The sequence below is a fragment of the Thauera aminoaromatica genome, from assembly GCF_000021765.1.
Classification (GTDB): domain Bacteria; phylum Pseudomonadota; class Gammaproteobacteria; order Burkholderiales; family Rhodocyclaceae; genus Thauera; species Thauera aminoaromatica.
On sequence record NC_011662.2, the window covers coordinates 3,348,399 to 3,367,363 of the forward strand.

At 66.3% G+C, this 18,965-nt stretch carries 18 protein-coding genes and 1 pseudogene; 7 read left to right on the forward strand and 12 right to left on the reverse strand.

The window, feature by feature from the left end; all coding sequences use genetic code 11:
* Positions 1 to 57: 57 nt before the first annotated feature.
* Both TMZ1T_RS14805 and TMZ1T_RS14810 read right to left on the reverse strand, forming a co-directional pair.
* Positions 58 to 417: a 2Fe-2S iron-sulfur cluster-binding protein gene (locus tag TMZ1T_RS14805; RefSeq protein WP_004265891.1), complete on the reverse strand. Its 360-nt coding sequence runs from the start codon at positions 415 to 417 to the stop codon at positions 58 to 60.
* A gap of 1 nt (position 418) precedes the next feature.
* On the reverse strand, positions 419 to 3,961 hold the full coding sequence (locus tag TMZ1T_RS14810) for an indolepyruvate ferredoxin oxidoreductase family protein (protein WP_012585810.1): 3,543 nt from the start codon (positions 3,959 to 3,961) through the stop codon (positions 419 to 421).
* 273 nt (positions 3,962 to 4,234) lie between these two features.
* On the opposite strand from TMZ1T_RS14810, the gene benA reads away from it, so the two are divergent.
* The 6 genes from benA to TMZ1T_RS14840 all read left to right on the forward strand — a co-directional run bounded on the left by benA (position 4,235) and on the right by TMZ1T_RS14840 (position 9,738).
* Positions 4,235 to 5,569, forward strand: coding sequence for a benzoate 1,2-dioxygenase large subunit (benA, locus tag TMZ1T_RS14815; RefSeq protein WP_004265895.1), 1,335 nt, complete (start codon positions 4,235 to 4,237; stop codon positions 5,567 to 5,569).
* Between the two features lie 15 nt (positions 5,570 to 5,584).
* On the forward strand, positions 5,585 to 6,073 hold the full coding sequence (benB, locus tag TMZ1T_RS14820; RefSeq protein WP_004265897.1) for a benzoate 1,2-dioxygenase small subunit: 489 nt from the start codon (positions 5,585 to 5,587) through the stop codon (positions 6,071 to 6,073).
* A 68-nt stretch (positions 6,074 to 6,141) separates the two neighbouring features.
* Complete coding sequence (gene benC / locus TMZ1T_RS14825; RefSeq protein ID WP_004265907.1) at positions 6,142 to 7,152, forward strand: benzoate 1,2-dioxygenase electron transfer component BenC; 1,011 nt, start codon at positions 6,142 to 6,144, stop codon at positions 7,150 to 7,152.
* Between the two features lie 27 nt (positions 7,153 to 7,179).
* Positions 7,180 to 7,956, forward strand: a complete 777-nt coding sequence (locus tag TMZ1T_RS14830; protein WP_012585811.1) for a 1,6-dihydroxycyclohexa-2,4-diene-1-carboxylate dehydrogenase — start codon at positions 7,180 to 7,182, stop codon at positions 7,954 to 7,956.
* 306 nt (positions 7,957 to 8,262) lie between these two features.
* On the forward strand, positions 8,263 to 9,234 hold the full coding sequence (locus TMZ1T_RS14835; RefSeq protein WP_012585812.1) for an AraC family transcriptional regulator: 972 nt from the start codon (positions 8,263 to 8,265) through the stop codon (positions 9,232 to 9,234).
* Between the two features lie 105 nt (positions 9,235 to 9,339).
* Positions 9,340 to 9,738, forward strand: coding sequence for a RidA family protein (locus tag TMZ1T_RS14840; RefSeq protein ID WP_004265912.1), 399 nt, complete (start codon positions 9,340 to 9,342; stop codon positions 9,736 to 9,738).
* Between the two features lie 71 nt (positions 9,739 to 9,809).
* Here TMZ1T_RS14840 and TMZ1T_RS14845 read toward each other — a convergent pair whose 3' ends face one another.
* From TMZ1T_RS14845 to TMZ1T_RS14870, 6 genes and pseudogenes are all read right to left on the reverse strand, one after another.
* A complete protein-coding gene (locus TMZ1T_RS14845; protein WP_004265913.1) occupies positions 9,810 to 10,376 on the reverse strand; it encodes an antibiotic biosynthesis monooxygenase in 567 nt (188 codons plus the stop codon).
* 224 nt (positions 10,377 to 10,600) lie between these two features.
* Positions 10,601 to 11,530, reverse strand: a pseudogene (locus TMZ1T_RS14850) (SphA family protein).
* Between the two features lie 104 nt (positions 11,531 to 11,634).
* Positions 11,635 to 11,826, reverse strand: coding sequence for a 2-hydroxymuconate tautomerase (locus TMZ1T_RS14855; RefSeq protein WP_004265915.1), 192 nt, complete (start codon positions 11,824 to 11,826; stop codon positions 11,635 to 11,637).
* Positions 11,827 to 11,924: 98 nt separating this feature from the next.
* On the reverse strand, positions 11,925 to 12,956 hold the full coding sequence (dmpG, locus tag TMZ1T_RS14860) for a 4-hydroxy-2-oxovalerate aldolase (RefSeq protein ID WP_004265916.1): 1,032 nt from the start codon (positions 12,954 to 12,956) through the stop codon (positions 11,925 to 11,927).
* Positions 12,957 to 12,980: 24 nt separating this feature from the next.
* The gene (locus tag TMZ1T_RS14865; RefSeq protein WP_004265933.1) at positions 12,981 to 13,904 is read right to left on the reverse strand and encodes an acetaldehyde dehydrogenase (acetylating); all 924 of its coding nucleotides are present in this window, start codon (positions 13,902 to 13,904) and stop codon (positions 12,981 to 12,983) included.
* 138 nt (positions 13,905 to 14,042) lie between these two features.
* Positions 14,043 to 14,480: a GlcG/HbpS family heme-binding protein gene (locus TMZ1T_RS14870; RefSeq protein WP_004265936.1), complete on the reverse strand. Its 438-nt coding sequence runs from the start codon at positions 14,478 to 14,480 to the stop codon at positions 14,043 to 14,045.
* A 160-nt stretch (positions 14,481 to 14,640) separates the two neighbouring features.
* On the opposite strand from TMZ1T_RS14870, the gene TMZ1T_RS14875 reads away from it, so the two are divergent.
* Entirely contained in the window at positions 14,641 to 15,360 is a 720-nt protein-coding gene (locus TMZ1T_RS14875; protein ID WP_004265939.1) for a GntR family transcriptional regulator, read from the forward strand.
* Positions 15,361 to 15,447: 87 nt separating this feature from the next.
* Here the strand turns inward: TMZ1T_RS14875 and TMZ1T_RS14880 are convergent, their stop codons facing one another.
* The 4 genes from TMZ1T_RS14880 to TMZ1T_RS14895 form a co-directional block, all read right to left on the reverse strand.
* On the reverse strand, positions 15,448 to 16,377 hold the full coding sequence (locus TMZ1T_RS14880) for a catechol 2,3-dioxygenase (RefSeq protein ID WP_012585813.1): 930 nt from the start codon (positions 16,375 to 16,377) through the stop codon (positions 15,448 to 15,450).
* 127 nt (positions 16,378 to 16,504) lie between these two features.
* Complete coding sequence (locus tag TMZ1T_RS14885; protein ID WP_004265969.1) at positions 16,505 to 17,419, reverse strand: alpha/beta fold hydrolase; 915 nt, start codon at positions 17,417 to 17,419, stop codon at positions 16,505 to 16,507.
* Positions 17,420 to 17,438: 19 nt separating this feature from the next.
* On the reverse strand, positions 17,439 to 18,494 hold the full coding sequence (locus TMZ1T_RS14890) for an NADH:ubiquinone reductase (Na(+)-transporting) subunit F (RefSeq protein ID WP_004265972.1): 1,056 nt from the start codon (positions 18,492 to 18,494) through the stop codon (positions 17,439 to 17,441).
* 80 nt (positions 18,495 to 18,574) lie between these two features.
* A complete protein-coding gene (locus TMZ1T_RS14895) occupies positions 18,575 to 18,934 on the reverse strand; it encodes a phenol hydroxylase subunit P4 (protein WP_012585814.1) in 360 nt (119 codons plus the stop codon).
* Positions 18,935 to 18,965 lie beyond the last annotated feature (31 nt).

The window sequence follows — 18,965 nt, forward strand, 5'->3', positions numbered from 1 at the left end:
GCCTCGTGCGACCCGCGCTCCCCGGGTTCTCATGCGGCGGGTCGCGCCCGCCTGTTTCTACGACTGCCTTGCGTCCGCGGCCGCCGCTGACGGCGTCGCGCACACGTTCTTCTTCATCTTGCCGAGCACCGCCAGGCGGAGGTCCGACAGCGGCTTCACGCGGCAGGCGAGGACGATGCCGGCGGCCTCCTCCTCGGCACTGACGTAGGCCCGGCTCATCACGCGCTTGCTGTACTCGCCGGCCTCGACCTGCACCTTGCACACGCCGCAACCGCCGCCGCGACAGCCCACCGGGATGCCGCGCTTGCCAAGCCGCTCCATGCCCGCGAGCAGGGTCTCGTCCTCACGGCAGCGGTAAACCTCGCCGGTCTCGACGATGGTCACCTGGTGGAAGACCTTCGGCGCGGGGGCGTTCATGTCAGGCCACCTGCCGTTCCTGCTGCGCCTCGTTGAAGGCCTTCAGGCGCGCAGCCTGCAGTTCGCGGGCCGCGGCGAGGTTCTTCTCCTTGACGTGGCCGAAACCGCGGATCTCGTCGGGCACGCTCGCCAGCGCCACCGCCGCAGCGTGATTCACCGGGTTGAGCCTGGCGAGGATCTGGTCGAGCAGCTGGATGTACTCCTCGATCAGCTTGCGCTCGGTCTGGCGCTCTTCGGTCTTGCCGAAGACATCGAGCGCGCTGCCACGGAAGCGCTTCAGGCCGGACAAGCGCTTGAAGGCCTTGAACATCCACTCGCCGTACTGCTTCTTCTGCGGGTGGCCGGTGACCGGATCGGTCTTGGAGAGCAGCGGAGGCGCAAGGTTGTACTTCACCGAGTAGCCATGCGGGAACTGCGCATCGAGCTCGGCGAGGAAGGCCGGGTCGGTGTGCAGGCGGGCGACCTCGAACTCGTCCTTGTAGGCCATCAGCTTGTACAGGTAGCGGGCGGCCGCCTCGGCGAGCGCGGAGGAGGAAACCGCCTTCTGCTCGCCCGCAACCACGCGCTTGATCACCTCGGCGTAGCGCCTGGCGTAGGCCTCGTCCTGGAAGGCGATGAGCTCGGGCACGCGGATCTCGACCAGGCGCTTGACCTCGCCGCTGGCGCCGATCGAATCGACGATCGCACGCGCAGCCGGCGACAGCTGCGGCGCCTTGTTCAGCACGACCACCTGGCCACCGGTCTTCTGGCGCGCGACCTCGGCCTCGACGAAGGCGCGATCGACCACCGCCATGCGGCCCCAGCGGAAGGCGGCCAGACTCATGTCCACCGCGACGCCGGACTGGCGGATGGCGTCCTCGATCGACTCGGCCCGGAGCGGGATCGTGCCGGCCTGGAAGGCCACGCCGACCATGAAGTTGTTGGTCGCCATCGCATCGCCGAACAGGCCCGCCGCCAGCGCCTCACCGTCGAGGAACACGTTGTGCTCCTTGCGGGTGACGCGGTCGATGCCGCCGGTGAGGCCGCTGGTGGCCGGGAACAGCGCCTTGCGGTTGGTCACCATCTGACCGGTCGGGGTCTGGGTGGTGGACACGATCGCGATGGTGCGCTCCGGATTGCACTTGTCGAGGTTCTTCGGGTCGGTGGCGTTGAGGATGTCGAAGCCCAGATACAGGTCGGCACGGCCGTCGGAGATCTTGTTCGAACCCTTGAACGGGGCGTGGGTGATCTTGATGTCGGAGATCACCGCGCCGCCCTTCTGCGCCAGACCGGTCTGGTCGAGGCCGATCACGTGCTTGCCTTCGAGGCGGGCGGCACGCGCCAGCGTCGCCACGACGGTCACCGAGCCGGTGCCGCCGATGCCCATGACGTGGATGCCGAAGCCAAGGCTGTCATCGACCTTCTTGACCGGCGGCGGCAGCTCGCGCTCGAGCGCCGGGATGCGACCCTTTTTCTTCTTGGGCGCGCCATCGGCGGCCGGGGCCGGATGCGGGGTGATGGTCAGGAAGGACGGGCAGAAGCCCTTGACGCAGCTGAAGTCCTTGTTGCACGAGGACTGGTGGATGCGGGTCTTGCGACCGAACTCGGTCTGCACCGGCTCGACCGACATGCAGTTCGACTTCTCGCCGCAGTCGCCGCAGCCTTCGCAGACGCGCTCGTTGATGACGGTGACCTCGACCGGCTCGTCGGCCTTGCCGCGGCTGCGCGCACGGCGCAGCTCGGCGGCACACTCCTGGTCGTGCAGCAGCACGGTGCAGCCCGGGGTGGCGGCAAGCTCGCGCTGCGCCTCCTCGATGCGGTCGCGGTGCCAGACCTCGGTGCCACCGGGCAGCTGCACGCCGTTGAAGCGCGAGGGGTCGTCGGTGGTGACGATGATCTTCTTGACGCCGTTGGCGAGGAGGTCGGAGACCATGTTGGTCACCGGGACCTCGCCCTGGATGGCCTGGCCGCCGGTCATCGAGGTGTGCGCGTTGCGCAGCAGCTTGAAGGTGATGTTCACCCCGGTCGAAGCCGCATAGCGGATCGCCAGGCTGCCCGAGTGCGCGTAGGTGCCGTCGCCCATGTTCTGGAAGATGTGCTGCGCCTCGGTGAAGGGCGCCATGCCGATCCACTGCGTGCCCTCGGCGCCCATGTGGGTGCCCATGACCACGTTGCGGCCCATCCACATCGCCATGGTGTGGCAGCCGATGCCGGCCGACACGATGCTGCCGTCGGGGGCCTGGGTCGAGGAGTTGTGCGGACAGCCCGAGCAGAACCAGGCGGTGCGCACCGCGGTCGGCAGCTTGTTGCGCGAGTGGATCTCGTCCAGGCGCTTGAGCCAGTTCTCGGCCGACTCGATGCGGGTCTTGCGCGACAGGCGCTTCAGCAGCGCACGCACGATGACGTCGGACTCGAACTCGCCGTAGTGCGGCAGCAGCTCCTTCTCTTCCTCGTCGAACTTGCCGACGATGCGCGGCGCGTTGGCCATGCCGTAGAGCACCTGCTTGGCGAACATCTCCAGGAAGGGACGCTTTTCCTCGATGACGAAGATCTCTTCCAGTCCCTGCGCGAACTCGCGCACGATGGTCGGCTCCATCGGGAACAGCATGCCCATCTTGAGGATGCGGATGCCGTAGCGGCGCAGCGCGGCATCGTCCAGGCCCATCTCGAGGAAGGCCTGGTTGAGGTCGTTGTAGGTCTTGCCCGCGGTGAGGATGCCGATCCAGGCGTCGGGGTTGGGGAAGACGACGTTGTTGAGGTTGTTGGCGCGGGCGTAGCGCTTCACCACCTCGAGGCGGCGGGTGTACAGCGACTGCTCCATCTCCAGCGCCTCGACGCGCACGTTCATGCCCAGGTTCATGTTGGGCGTGAACAGCTTGCCGTCGAACTCGAGGTCGGGGGTGACGAAGTTCAGGCGCTCGGGCGACACGTTGGCGGTGCCGGTGCCGTCGGCGACGTTGGTGACGATCTTCATGCCCATCCACACGCCCGCCAGACGCGACATCTGGTAGCCGTGCAGGCCGTAGTCGAGGATCTCCTGCACGTTGCCCGGGTACAGCGAGGGGATGCCGACGTGGAACAGCATGGGCTCGGACTGCGAGCACAGCGAGGAGCTCTTGCAGCTCGGGTCGTCGCCCGCGATCGCGAGCACGCCGCCGTTCTTGGCGATGCCGGTGTAGTTGGCGTGCTTGAGCGCGTCGCCCGAGCGGTCCACGCCCGGCGCCTTGCCGTACCACATGCCGGTGACGCCGTCGAACTTCTGCTTGCCGACGGTGTGCAGCATCTGCGTGCCCCACACCGCGGTGGCGGCGAGATCCTCGTTGATGCCGTCCACGAAGTGGATGTGGTTCTGCACCAGCAGCTTCTGCTGCTTGATCAGCGCGGCGTCGAGCATGCCGACGGGAGAGCCGCGGTAGCCGGAGACGAACATGCCCGTCTTGAGCCCGCGACGGGCGTCGGTGCGCACCTGATCGAGGGTCAGACGGACGATCGCGTCGATGCCGCCGAGGTGGATGTCTCCTTCTTCCTGGGTGAACGTGTTGGAGATTTGCTTGCCGGATGACATGAGTGTCCTTCCCCTTTTATCAGCCCGTCTCCGGGCGTTTTGTCCGTCTCGTCCCCCACGCGCCGGGCGGCATGGCGGAACGATCTGGGGCGCAGATTAGGGGGAGCGGCCATACGGCAATATCCACTTCGTGCACAACCGCTATCCGCTTTGTGCAGCCGGGACCACCCTGCAGAGAGTGGATACTGATGTTGCAAGAACTGGATATTTCGCGCCTTTTGACCTCCCTACGATGCGAACTCCGCGCATCAGACAACACAGGAGACTCTGGCGATGATCACCACGGAATATCTGGACTCACTCATCGAAAAGGACAAGGAAAAGGGCCTTTTCCGCTGCAAGCGTGAGATGTTCACCAACAGGGAGCTGTTCGACCTCGAGATGGAACACATCTTCGAGGGCAACTGGATCTACCTCGCCCACGAGAGCCAGCTGCCGAAGATCAACGACTACTACACGACCAAGATCGGTCGTCAGCCGGTGTTCATCACCCGCAACAAGGACAACCAGCTCAACTGTTTCATCAACGCCTGCGCCCACCGCGGCGCCACGCTGGCACGCTTCAAGCACGGCAACAAGGCCACCTACACCTGCCCGTTCCACGGCTGGACCTTCAACAACTCGGGCAAGCTGCTGAAGATCAAGGACCCGTCCGAGACCGGCTACCCCGAGAGCTTCAACTGCGAGGGCTCGCACGATCTCAAGAAGATCGCGCGCTTCGAGTCCTACCGCGGCTTCCTGTTCGGCAGCCTGAAGGCCGACGTGCAGCCGCTGGAAGACTTCCTCGGCGAGTCGAAGAAGATCATCGACATGGTCGTCGACCAGTCGCCCGAGGGCCTGGAAGTGCTGCGCGGCTCCTCGACCTACGTCTATGAAGGCAACTGGAAGCTGCAGGCCGAGAACGGCGCCGACGGCTACCACGTCACCGCCACGCACTGGAACTACGCCGCCACCCAGGCGCAGCGCAAGAGCCGCGACGCCGGCGACGACATCAAGGCCATGAGCGCCGGCGGCTGGGCCAAGAAGGGCGGCGGCTCGTACTCGTTCGAGAACGGCCACCTGCTGCTGTGGACGCGCTGGGACAACCCCGAAGACCGTCCGCTGATGGAACAGCGCGACCGTCTGGTCAAGGAATTCGGCGAAGCCAAGGCCGATTGGATGATCGGCAATTCGCGCAACCTGTGCCTGTACCCGAACGTGTACCTGATGGACCAGTTCAGCTCGCAGATCCGCGTGTTCCGCCCGCTCGACGTCAACCGCACCGAAGTCACCATCTACTGCATCGCGCCCAAGGGCGAGTCGGCCGAGGCGCGTGCCCGCCGCATCCGCCAGTACGAGGACTTCTTCAACGCCTCGGGCATGGCCACGCCGGACGACCTCGAAGAATTCCGCGCCTGCCAGGAAGGCTTCATGGGCCGTGCGCTGGAGTGGAACGACATGTCGCGCGGCGCCACGCACTGGGTCGAAGGCCCGGACGAAGAAGCGGACAAGATCGACCTCAAGCCCATCCTGTCGGGCGTGAAGACCGAGGACGAGGGCCTCTACGTCGCCCAGCACACCTACTGGCTTGAAGAGATTCGCAAGGCTGCCGCGGCCAAGAACGCATAACCGGAGACCCAAGAGATGAGCCTTTCCTACGAGAACCTGTGCGCCTTCCTGTACCGCGAAGCCCGTCACCTCGACGACCGCGAGTGGGACGAGTGGCTGGCGATGTACGACGAGAACTGCACCTTCTGGATGCCCGCCTGGGACGATGACGGCGAGCTGACCGAGGACCCGCAGACCGAGATCTCGCTGATCTGGTACGGCCGCCGCGCCGGCCTGGAAGACCGCGTGTTCCGCATCCGCACCGAGCGCTCGAGCGCGACCATCCCCGACACCCGCACGAACCACCACATCAGCAACGTCGAGGTGGTCGAGCAGAACGACAAGACGGTCAAGCTGCGCTTCAACTGGCACACCATGAGCGTGCGCTACAACCACACCGACCACTTCTGCGGCACCAGCTTCTACACCCTGGACGTGTCCGGTGCGAGCCCGCTGATCAAGGAAAAGAAGGTCGTCCTGAAGACCGACTACATCCGCCACGTCATCGACGTTTACCACGTCTGACAACGAGGGCGGGGCACCGCGCGCCGGCAACGGCGCGGGCGACCCCGCCCCAACCGGGAGAGACAACCATGACATTCAAGATCGCGCTGAACTTCGAGGACGGCGTCACCCGCTTCATCGACTGCAACGCCACCGAGACCGTGGCCGACGCGGCCTACCGCCAGGGCGTGAACGTGCCCATCGATTGCCGCGACGGTGCCTGTGGCGCCTGCAAGTGCAAGGCCGAGTCGGGCAAGTACGAGCTCGGCTTCTACATCGACGACGCCATGAGCGCGGAAGAGGCCAAGCTCGGCTACGTCCTCACCTGCCAGATGCACCCCAAGAGCGACTGCGTCGTGAACGTGCCCGCCTCGTCCGAGGTGTGCAAGATCAAGCACGCCACCCTCACCGCCACCGTGGCCGAGGTGCGCCAGCTCTCGCCGAGCACGCTCTCGCTCGTGCTGCAGGGCGAAGGCATCGGCAAGCTCGCCTTCCTGCCCGGCCAGTACGCCAACCTCACCGTGCCCGGCACCGAGCAGACGCGCGCCTACTCGTTCAGCTCCATGCCCACCGACAGCCAGGTGAGCTTCCTCATCCGCAACGTGCCCAACGGCCTGATGAGCGGCTACCTCACCGGCGCAGCCAAGGCCGGCGACACCATCAAGCTCGCCGGCCCGATCGGCAGCTTCTACCTGCGCGACGTCGCCCGCCCGGTGCTGATGCTCGCCGGCGGCACCGGTCTCGCGCCCTTCCTCGCCATGCTCGACAAGCTCGTCGCGGCCGGTGGAAGCGCGCACCCGGTGCACCTGATCTACGGCGTGAACACCGATGCCGACGTGGTCGAGCTCCAGCGCCTGGACGCCTTCAAGGCCGCACTGCCCAACTTCACCTACGACGTCTGCGTGGTGGCCGACGACAGCAGCTGGCCGAAGAAGGGCTATGTCACCGCCCACATCGAGCCCGCCCACCTCAACGAAGGCAACGTGGACATCTACCTGTGCGGCCCCCCGCCCATGGTCGAGGCCGTCGCCCACGACCTGCGCGAGCGCAAGGTCGAACCGAACAGCTTCCATTACGAGAAGTTCGCCGCCAGCGTCTGAGCGCTGCCCATCCCGTCAGGAGCGACAATGGCAAACCGTTTCAAGAAGAAAGTGGCCGTCATCACCGGCGCCGCGCAGGGCATCGGCAAGCGCGTCGCCGAGAAGATGGCCAAGGAGAAGGGCACCCTGGTGCTGGTCGACCGCTCCGAGCTCGTGCATGAGGTGGCCAAGGAGCTGTCCGGCAAGGTCGAAGTCCTCAGCCTCACCGCCGACCTGGAGAAGTTCGCCGACTGCAAGCGGGTCATGGAGGCCGCGGTCGAGAAGTTCGGCCGCATCGACATCCTGATCAACAACGTCGGCGGCACGATCTGGACCAAGCCCTTCGAGCACTACGAGGAGGACGAGATCGAGGCCGAGGTGCGGCGCTCGCTCTTCCCCACGCTGTGGTGCTGCCGCGCCGCCCTGCCCTACATGCAGGAACAGGGCAAGGGTGCGATCGTGAACGTGTCCTCGATCGCCACCCGCGGCGTCAACCGCGTGCCCTACGGCGCGGCCAAGGGCGGCGTCAATGCGCTCACCGCCTGCCTGGCGTTCGAGAACGCCGAGCGCGGCATCCGCGTCAATGCCACCGCGCCCGGCGCCACCGAGGCCCCGCCGCGTCTGATCCCGCGCAACACCAAGGAACAGAGCGAGCAGGAGAAGCTCTGGTACAAGCAGATCTACACCCAGTCGATCGACAGCAGCCTGATGAAGCGCTACGGCACGCTCGACGAGCAGGCCGACCCGATCCTGTTCCTCGCCTCCGACGACGCCGCCTACATCACCGGCACCATCGTGCCGGTGGGCGGTGGCGACCTGGGCTGATTTTCCCGCGTCCTCTCCCTCCCCTCGGACGCCTCGGCCGCGCTGCAGCGATGCAGCGCGGCTTTTTTTCGTCCCCCTGTCTTGCGGCCTCAGAATTAAAAAACTTTATCCATAGAACCATAGACAGCGCTTTTGCTTCCCAATAAAATCGAGATTCTTAAGTTTCTCGAAGAATGGCCGATCAAGAAGCCGACTTCGTCCGACAGAGAGCGAGACAGCCTGCACGCCAGGCGGAGAGGAGAAGCGCATGAGCAAGGAACGCCGGTTTCAGACGCACGTGAGCAAACCCGAATGGAGGACCGCGTGATGCCCATCCGCTTCCTCAACGGCCAGAGCAATGTCTTCGCCGCCGCCAACCCCTTCGAGGTCTCCGAGTACGTGCGCGCCAACGTGGGTTCGCACAGCCTGCGCCTGCCGCGCGCCAGCGACGCCAGCGCCTCGCTCAGCCACCGCCGCGCCGGCACGCTGGATCTTTGCCGTCTCAGCTACGGCGCGCAGGCCCGCGTGCTGTCCGAGAGCCTCGGCGACATCTACCACGCCCAGTTCATCCTGCAAGGCTATTGCAGCTACACGCTCGCCAACCGCACGCTCGACCTGCCCGCCGGCCACGTGCTGGTGCTCAACCCGGACGAGCCGGTGGACCTCACCTACTCGGACAACTGCGAGAAGTTCATCGTCCGCATCCCCTCGGCGATGCTCGACGACGCCTGCACCGAGCACCGCTGGTTCAAGCCCAACGAGCGCATCAAGTTCAGCCCCGAGCCGCAGCGTTTCGAGGACATCGACAGCCTGCTGCTGCTGTTGCGCCTGCTCTGCGAGGAGGCCGAATCCGAGCTGGCGACGCCGCAGATGCTGCAGCACTACTGTCGCGTGGTCACCACCAAGCTGATGGTGATGCTCAAGCACAACGTCAGCATGGTCGCCCCCACCCGGCACGCGCCCAGCTTCGAGCGCCTGGTGAACTACATCGAGCGCAACATCAAGCTCGATCTCAGCGCCGAGGATCTCGCCCACTACGCCGGGCTGAGCCTGCGCTCGCTCTACCTGCTGTTCGAGAAGAACGTGAAGACGACGCCGAAGAACTTCGTGCGCCAGAAGAAGCTCGAGAAGGTGCATTCGATCCTGAGCGACCCGGGCCAGGCCTGTCCGAACGTCACCGCGGTCGCGCTCGAGTACGGCTTCTCGCACCTGGGCCGCTTCTCCGAACTTTACAAATCCACCTACGGCGTGCTGCCCTCGCAGTCGATCCGCTGCCGCCAGCCCCAGGCCGGGCGCTGAACAGCGACCGGCGCCCGCAGCCGGGCGCCGCATCTTCCGTACCCCACCCTGCCCCGCCCTCCTCCGGGCGGGGCAGGGTCACGACCCCACCTGGAGAAATGCGCCATGGAACGCATCGCGATCAATCCCCCCGAGCTCTTCAGCGGCAAGGCCTTCAGCCAGACCTTCTCGATCAGCACGCCGCAACGGCTGATCTTCGTGTCCGGCCAGGTCGACTGCGACCGCGAGGGCAAGGTGCGCAACCCCGACGACCTCGAGGCGCAACTGAAAGGCACGCTCGACAACCTCGAGATCGCACTGCGCGCGCAAGGCGCGAGCATGCGCGACCTGGTGCAGGTGACGATCTACGTCGTCGGGCTGCGCCCCGAGGACACCACGCGCATCCGCGAGATCCGCTCCGCCTACTTCGACGCCGAGCGCCCGCCGGCGGTCACCCTGCTCGGCATCGAGCGCCTCGCCTTCCCCGGGCTGCGCGTCGAGATCGACATCATCGCGGCGCAGTGACGCAAAGGCCCGGCGCGCCGCGCTCCGGCGCCGCCGGGCAGGCAGGGCACGCGCGTGCCGTCGGCGCGCGATCAGCCCTTGCGCGGCGGATTCAGGAAGCCGCGCATCAGGCGGGTGAGGCGCGGCATCACCACCCAGGTCATCGTCACCACGATCAGCGCAGTGAGCACCGCGGTGCGCGGCAGGAAGGGCAGCGGCTGGATCCACGGCAGCACGAACCACAGGAAGAAGGACACGGTGGGGAAGATCCCCAGCCAGGTCACCACCGCCATGCGCACGCGCGGCGGATGCATCGTCGCGGGCACCACCGCGGGCTCGAACCAGGCTTCGAGCCCGCTCAGCTTGCGGAATTCAGGCTCGCCCTCGGCCACCGCCTTCATGCGCTCGAGCAGCTCGTGTCGTGCCTCGCTCATGTCCCAGGCCTGCAACTCGGCCTCCGAGGCGAAGCGGATCACGAGCTGATACTCCTCGCCCGCCGCCTCGGGCGGAATCAGATCGCCGCCCAGAAAACCCTTGTGCTCGCGCATCTTGGCGAGCATTTCACGCAGCATCACTTCGTACTCGGCCTCATGCCCCGGGCGCGCGCGGCGGCGGGCGATGCGGGTGATGCGGGCGGGAGCGGCGGCAGGTGCATTCATCGAGGACTCTCCTGTTCTGACGGGGCGGTGAAGCCGGATTGCGCATCACCGCGGGTAGAGCTCTACTCTAACGCATAATTCTCGAGATTTTTATAAATAATCGTGATTAATATTTTGCATGGTCACGATCGGCCGCTCCGCGCACACGGCAGACGAAAAACCCCGGCCACCAGGACGGTGTGCCGGGGTTGTGCGCGCAGCTCCGGGAAAGGCCCCGCCGCCTCTTACAGCGGCATGATCAGCTTGAGGATGAACTTGTCGCCCTCGAAGCGGTTCTCCGCGCCCGTTTCACGGTTCCACTGGCCAGTGAAATGCACGCCGCCCTTGGTCGTGTAGCTGACGGTGGGGCCGATGGCGAAGACCTCACCCTTGCGTCCGTCCGACCACGGTCCAAGCGCGGACGAGATCGTCTGTCCATTGAGCTTGTCATTGCCCGTCTGCTTCAGGTAGTAACCGGACAGCCCCACGCCCCACGGCCCGAATCGCTTGCCGACGAGATAGTCGAAGTGGAACTCGTCACCCGACTCATACTTCATCTTGGGCGCGCCGAGGGCGGGACGGAAATCACTGTTCGACGTCTTGATGTTGTACATGATCTTGGACGACACCTCCCAGCCGGTGTCTCCCATGTAGCTGAACGCGAACAGCGGCTCGAAGCTCCAGTAGTTGGCGCCGATGCTCTGGCGCGGCTCACCCGATTTGTAGGCTCCCACCGGCAGATTGATGTCGAGCCCGATCGCCCAGTGCCAGTTCTTGGAATGCCAGGAGACGATGAAGGGGTCGATGGTGATGTCGCCAAGACCGAACTTGGACTCCGAGCCCGCACCCAGCGCCACGTCCTGATGCACCAGCGGCACGATCACGTGCCAACCCCAGTTGCCACCCAGGATCTTGTACTCGCTGGTGTGCACGAAGCGGAAGGCGTTGAACCAGGCATCGACGCCGGCGCCCGCGACCTTGTTGCCGCCACCGTCGACCAGATCCCCGCTGTAATAGCCGAAGTAGTTGATGAATTAGTTCCCCGGCGGCGGCACCGCGCCGGCCAGCCAGGTCTCGGCCCCGTTCGGATACTGGTCACCGCCTTCCTTGGCGTGGGCGCCGCCGATCGCGAGCGCACCGAGCGCGACCGCAGCCGCAATCTTGCTGATGTTCATCCCTTGAATTCCTCCTTGATTGGTCTTGCGACGAGTGTGCTGCTCCTGGACCGGCGCCCTCTGCGGAGCGCTCGGTGAATCTCATTCTCGCGGGTGCACGACCGTCAGCGCCCGAGGTCCTTCGCCGACACCCCGCCGATGCCCCAGTTGGTCTTGGGCACCTCGCGGATGACGACGCGCACGCTCTCGATCGGAGCGCCGACGGCCTCGACGATCGCCTGGGTCACCTTCTGGATCACTGCGCGCTTCTGGTCTTCGGTACGGCCTTCCATCATGGTGATTTCTGCCAGCGGCATGGTCTCTTCCTCCGGTTGTCGAACTATTGCGAGCCGGCGCCCCCGGCGTCCGGCCCGCGGAAAACGACCGGTGCGGCCCGCGCCGCACCGGCGGCGACTCACACCGCCAGGCCGCGCGCCTTGGCGAGGTTGAGCGCGGTGTCCTCGATCATGTCTTCCTGGCCGCCGACCATGCCGCGCTTGCCCATCTCGACCAGGATCTCGCGCGCCGGCACGCCGTACTTCTTCTCGGCGCGCTTGGCGAACAGCAGGAAGGAGCCGTACACCCCGGCGTAGCCGAGCGTGAGCGCATCGCGGTCGATGCGGATCGGGAAGTCCATGATCGGCACCACCAGGTCTTCGGCCACGTCCTGGATCTTGAACACATCCACGCCGGTCTCGATGCCCATCAGGTCGCACACCGCGATGAAGACCTCCAGCGGGGTGTTGCCCGCGCCGGCACCCAGGCCCGCGGCGGCCGCGTCGATGCGGGTGGCACCCACTTCCAGCGCGGCCAGGCTGTTGGCCACGCCCATGGCGAGGTTGTGGTGGCCGTGGAAGCCGAGTTCGGTCTCGGGCTTGAGCGCGTCACGCACCGCGGACAGGCGTGCCTTCACCGTGTCGGGCAGCAGGTGGCCGGCCGAGTCGGTGACGTAGATGCAGTTGGCGCCGTAGCTCTCCATCAGCCTGGCCTGCGTGACCAGGCCTTCGGGGCTGTTCATGTGCGCCATCATCAGGAAGCCGACGGTGTCCATGCCCAGCTTGCGCGCCATGCCGATGTGCTGCTCGGAGACGTCGGCCTCGGTGCAGTGGGTGGCGACGCGGATGGTGGACACGCCGAGCTCGTGCGCCATCTTGAGGTGATCGACGGTGCCGATGCCCGGCAGCAGCAGCGCCGAGACCTTGGCCTGCTTCATCAGCGGGATCACGGTGCCGAGGTATTCCTCGTCGCTGTGCGCCGGGAAGCCGTAATTGACCGAGCTGCCACCGAGGCCGTCGCCGTGGGTGACCTCGATCAGCGGTACGCCCGCCGCATCGAGCCCGGTGGCGATCGATTTCATCTGCTCGAGCGTCATCAGGTGGCGCTTGGGGTGCATGCCGTCCCGCAGGGTCATGTCGTGGACGGTGATCTTCTTGCCGCGAAGTTCCATGTTCATCTCCTTGTGCCGGGGCGCTCAGGCCACCATCGTGGCGCGGTTGGATTCGAGCTGCAGACGCCCGGCGAGGATCTCCTCGGCGAACATCTCGGCGGTGCGCGCGCCGGCCGCAGTCATGATGTCGAGGTTGCCGGCGTACTTGGGCAGGTAGTCGCCCAGGCCTTCGACTTCCAGGAAGACGGAGACGCGGTTGCCGTCGAACACCGGGCCATTGACCAGGCGGTAGCCGGGCACGTACTTCTGCACTTCCTGGATCATGGCGTGGATCGAGGCGGTGATCTTCTCGCGGTCGGGTTCGGTTTCGGTGAGGCAATGCACCGTGTCGCGCATGATCAGCGGCGGTTCGGCCGGATTCAGGATGATGATGGCCTTGCCCTTCCTGGCGCCGCCCACCTTCTCGACCGCGCCGGCAGTGGTGCGGGTGAATTCGTCGATGTTCTTGCGCGTGCCGGGCCCGGCACTCTTGGAGGACACGGTGGCGACGATCTCGCCGTAGGCCACCGGCTGCACGCGCGACACCGCCGCGACCATCGGGATCGTGGCCTGGCCGCCGCAGGTGACCATGTTCACGTTCATCTCACCCTTGCCGACGTGCTCGACGAGGTTCACCGGCGGCACGCAGAAGGGGCCGATCGCGGCCGGGGTGAGGTCGATCATCAGCACGCCGAGCTCGTTGAGCTTGCGGCTGTTCTCGGCATGCACATAGGCCGAGGTGGCGTCGAAGGCGATCTGCACGCCGTCGGCCTTCACATGCGGCAGCAGCCCGTCGACGCCGTCGGCGGTGGTCTTGAGGCCGAGCTCGCGCGCGCGCGCGAGGCCTTCGGAGGTGGCGTCGATGCCCACCATCCACACCGGCTCGAGCACCGGGCTACGCTTCAACTTGTAGAGCAGGTCGGTGCCGATGTTGCCCGGTCCGATCAGCGCACACTTGATCTTGTTCATGCCTGTCTTCCTTTGGGGTTGAGTCGTTTCCAGGAATGCAGGCCGCGCGACGGTCCGGGGAGAGGGGAGAGAGACGGACCGCCGCACGACTGCAACCGGGAGATGCCCGCAGTGCGGACGAAAAAAAGAACTCGCCGCTCAGGGCTCGACGTCGTCGGCGCCGATCGCGAGCAGCCCTGCGCGTGCGCAGATGCCATCCTGGTCCTCGGAGGCACCCGAAACGCCGATGCCGCCGACCAGCTCGCCGCCGACGCGGATCGGCAGGCCGCCGCCGAACACGACCAGCCGCGGCTGTGCCGAGAAGCCCAGCTTCATGCCCTCGTTGCCGGCGCACACGTCCATCCACTTCCCGGTCGGGAAGCCGAAGCCGCCGGCGGTGTAGGCCTTGTCGATGGCGATCGCGATCGACTGCGGGAAGGCGCCGGGCATGCGCAGGAAAGCGACGAGGTTGCCGGAGGCGTCGGCAACACCGACGTTGATCCGCACCCCGAGCGCCTCGGCCTTCTCGACCGCGGCGGCGACGGCGGCATGTGCCGCCTCCCAGCTGATGGTGGCCTGAGGAACAGCGACTTTCATCGGGTGAGCTCCTGTGGTTCAGGTTTGATTTGTAATGTTTTTGAAGATAGGCCAGGGCAATGTCGACGTCAAGGATTTTTCTCGAGATTTATAGAAGAAGCTAATTCCATCCCGCTCGGATAGAATCGGGAACCGGGGTGTTTCCAACATTTTCGCAATCATGAACGAAGCCGTTCCGCAAAGAACACCGGAGGCCGTCGAGCCCAAGACCCTCGTCGAGGGGGCCTACCAGCGCCTGCGCCGGGACATCATCGAGGGCGTTCACCCGCCCGGCGAGAAACTTCGCGTCGAACATCTCAAGGACCGCTACGAGGTCGGCGCCGGCACCCTGCGCGAGGCCCTCCTCCTGCTCGTCACCGACGCCCTGGTGGTCGCCCAGGGACAACGCGGCTTCCGCGTCTCGCCGATTTCCATCGAGGACTTCGAGGACATCACCCGCACCCGCCTGCTGCTCGAGACCGAAGCCCTGCGCCAGTCGCTGCAGCTCGGCGGCGAGGACTGGGAGGCCTCCGTGGTCGCGGCTTTCCACCGCCTCTCTCGCGCCGAGCAAAAGCTCGGCGACCACGACTCGCTGGCCGCCGAGGAGTGGGAGCGGCGCAACCGCGCCTTCCACGAGGCACTGATCGCCGCGTCGCCCTCGCGCTGGATCCGTCATTTCCAGCACATCCTCTACCAGCAGTCCGAGCGCTACCGGCGCCTGAGCCTGTTCAGCCATCCGATCCCGCGCGACATCCACGCCGAGCACCAGGCCTTGTTCAACGCCAGCCTGGCACGCGACACCACGCGCGCGACCTCCATCCTCACCGAGCACGTGCTGCGCACGCTCGACGCGGTGAAGCTGCTTCCGGCGGAGTTCTTCGCCGGCAAGCACAAGTCCTGAGTTCGCCGGACGCACGCCCCGTTCAACCTGCCTGCGCGCCCACCGGCGCCCCTGCCCGATCGGCAGGGAGCGCCGGCGCGGCCGCGGTCAGGACACCACGCTCAGGAAGCGCTCGTTGAGCTTGCGGTCGTGATAGAAGATCCCGGCGCCCACCTCGTCCCAGGTCCACGTGATGGTCTTGTAGTCGGGGTAGGTGTCGTAGCCGCCGCAGAAGGTCTCGAAGCGGTTGCCCGAGGGGTCGAAGGCATAGATCGTGGTGCCGCGGGTGACGCCGTGGCGGGTCGGGCCGATGTCGATCGAGATGCGGTTCATCGACATGATGTCGGCCGCGCGCAGCACCTTCTCCCAGCTGTCGAGCTTGAACGAGATGTGGTGCAGCTTGCCCGGCTCGGGGTGGCGCACGAAGGCGATGCCGTGGGCCTTGGTCGAGCACGACAGCCAGATCGCCAGGTCGGTCTTGCCGTCTTCCATCACCACGTGCTCGACGAGGTAGAAGCCGAGCACCTTCTCGAAGATCTCCTGCACCTTCTCGATGTCCGGCCCGTACAGCAGGCAGTGGTCCATGCGCGAGGGCGCGATGCCACGCTCGGCATCCGGGATCCACGGGTCCGGGTTCACATAGGACTGGCCGTTGCCGATGTCGGTCTTCTCGGCATAGAGCTCGATCAGGTGGCCCGACGGCACCTCGAAGCGCACGCGCTCGCCGGTCTCGAGCATCTCGCCGGCGGGGATGCGCTCGGTCTTCAGGCCGAAGGCCTGCAGGTCGGCGTCGAGCTTGTCGAGCGTCGCCTTGTCGGCGACCTTGAAGGCGAAGAAGTCCACGCCGGCGCTCTCGGCCTCGCGGATCAGTACGCTGTTGTGCTCGCGCTCGTCCCAGGCCTTGAAGTAGACGCGGCCCTGGCCGTCGCGGCCGGTTTCGACCAGGCCGAGGGTGTTCTTGTAGAAGTTGATGCCTTCCTCGAGGTCGAGGACACGCAGGGAGATGTGTCCCGGACGAAGTACGCCTGTCATTGCCATGTTGTCTGCTCCTCTCTTGATATGCCCGGGACGGCACGCCCGCCCGGGTCGGTTTGCTCGATCTTCATCCGTCGTTCGACGGATCCTGCCGTGGCCCGTGCCGCCCTGCGGGCGCGCCACGAAGCCTTCAAGTACCGCCTTCAGCCCGCCCTGCCGCCGGCCAGGCTCGGCGCTCGCCCTCCTCGCAGAGGAAGTCGCCGACCAGACGCACGAAGCGCGTGGAGTGCTCGATCTGCGTCCAGTGCCCGCAGCGGCCGAACACGTGAAGTTGTGCGCGCTCGATCCAGCGTAGCAGGGTCTCCGAGGTCTGCAGCGGAATCACCTGGTCGTCGCGGCCATGGATGATCAGGGTCTCGTGCGGCAGCGCGCGGATGTCCTCCTCGCGACTGGCGAGCGCATCGACCCAGCGCTGGCGCGGCGCGGGGAACATGCTCGCGAAGGACTCCTGGAAGCCCGGGCGGACGCTGGCGCGGTAGCGCAGTTCGGCGAGCTCGTCGTTCACCAGGCTGCGGTCCCAGGCGAAGCAGTCCATGATCCGGCGCATGTTCTCGAACGAGGGTGTGTAGCCCCACACCGCGTCCAGCCCCGGCGTGATCGGAAAGTGCACGCCCACGCTGCCCATCAGCACCAGCCGGCGCACGCGCTGCGGGTGGCGGATCGCCAGCGCCAACGCGAGCGCGCCGCCGAAGGAGTTGCCCACCACGTCTGCCCGCTCCAGCCCGAGCGCATCCATCAGCCCGAGCGCCTGCGCGACCCAGGTGTCGATGTCGTAGCGCAGGTCGGCACGCCGCTCGGTGAAGCCGAAGCCCGCCATGTCGGGCGCGATCACCCGCATGCGCTGCGCGAGCGGCGCCAGCACCAGGCGCCAGTTGGCCCAGGCGGAGACGCCGGGACCCGAGCCGTGGATGAAGAGCGCGGGAAAGCCCTCGCCGAGGTCGTGGTAGTTGGTCAGGATGCCGGCCGCGTGGATGCTGCGGCCGATCTCCGGATCGTCCGCAGCGGTCGCTGGCGCCGCCGGTTGCGCGCTGGACATGATGCTCATCCGTCCGTCCTCGCCCGTCTCAGATCTTCTTGAACAGCGGGCTGCGTACCTGCTGCACGTCCGCCGCGGAGAAGAACTTCTCCATGTAGATGTCGCGCTCGAACAGGCGTCCCTGCATCAGCGCGGTGATGCAGGCGTCGATCATCAGCGGCGGGCCGCACAGGTAGGCCTTGTGGCCGCGGAAGTCGTTGTCGAAGTGTGCCGTCGCCGCCTCGTGCACATAGCCGCGGAAGCCTTCCCAGCCCGAATCCGCGGGCTCGTCGGACAGCGCCGGCACGTAGGTGAAGTTGGAGTGCTTCGCCGCGAGGGCGAGGAATTCGTCGTGGTAGTAGAGCTCGGCGCGGTTGCGCTGGCCGTACACCAGGGTCATCTGCCGTGTGTCGCCGGCCTCGAGCAGGTCGAGGATCATCGAGCGCGGGCTCGACAGACCCGAGCCCCCGGCCATGAACAGCAGCGCCTCGGGCGCCGACTTGCGCACGAAGAAGCGCCCGTAGGGGCCGGACAGGCGCACGCGCTCGCCGACCTGCAGCTGCTCGTGGACCCAGGTGGTGCCGCGGCCGCCAGGCACGATGCGGATGTTGAGCTCGACCTCGCGGCCGGTGGACGGCGGGTTGGCGAGCGAGAAGGCGCGGCTGTATTCCCCGCCCTCGAGGAAGAAGTTGATGTACTGGCCGGCCTGGAAATGCATCGGCTCGTCGGTCTCGATGAACACCGCCTTGATCGTCGGCGTCAGCGCCTCGATGCGGGTCACGGTGCCGGGGAAGTCGCGCACCGGGATCGACTCGGCGTCGGGATCTTCCTCGATCTCGGCCTCGATGGTCACGTCGGACTCGAGCCGGGCGCAGCAGGCCAGGGTCTTGCCCTCGTCGCGCTCAAAGTCCATCAGCGCGAAGCTGGAGGCCTCGCCGTGGTCGATCTCGCCGTCGAGCACCTGCACCTTGCAGGTGGCGCACAGGCCGTGGCAGCAGGCGTGGGGCAGCCAGATCCCCGCGCGCAGCGCGGCGTCGAGGATGGTCTGGCCCTCCTCCACCTCGATCGTCTGGCCGATCGGTTCAATCGTCAGTTCGTAGCTCATGGTGCGCTTCCGTTCTTGTGCGTTCTCTGGCGGGGTGCGCGGGGTGCGGCGCGCGCCGCACCCCGGTGGGGGGGGGGCGATCAGCTGCAGGAGCCCTTGATGCCGGTGAGGCCGGGCGTGCGGAAGCGGATCACGTCCTTGTGCTTGAGCCCGTTCTCGGCCAGCGACTTGTCGAAGTCGGGCGCGAACGGCTTGCCCGACTTGAGCCACTCCGCCTTCGCCCAGTCGATCTGCGCGAAATCGGGGTGGTAGCCGAAGGCGGCCTGCATCGGCCTGGCGACGACGTCGCCGAAGCGCATGGTCGACGGGAAGGGGAAGGCGAAGGGCGCGCAGAACAGCAGGTGATCTTCCCAGCCGATGTACAACAACTGGGCTCCGTGGAACTTGTCCTGCGTGTCAGCGGGGGCGAATTCGTACTTCGAAATTGCGGCAACAGCCATGTCTTGTCTCCTAGCGATCGCTTGATCGCTG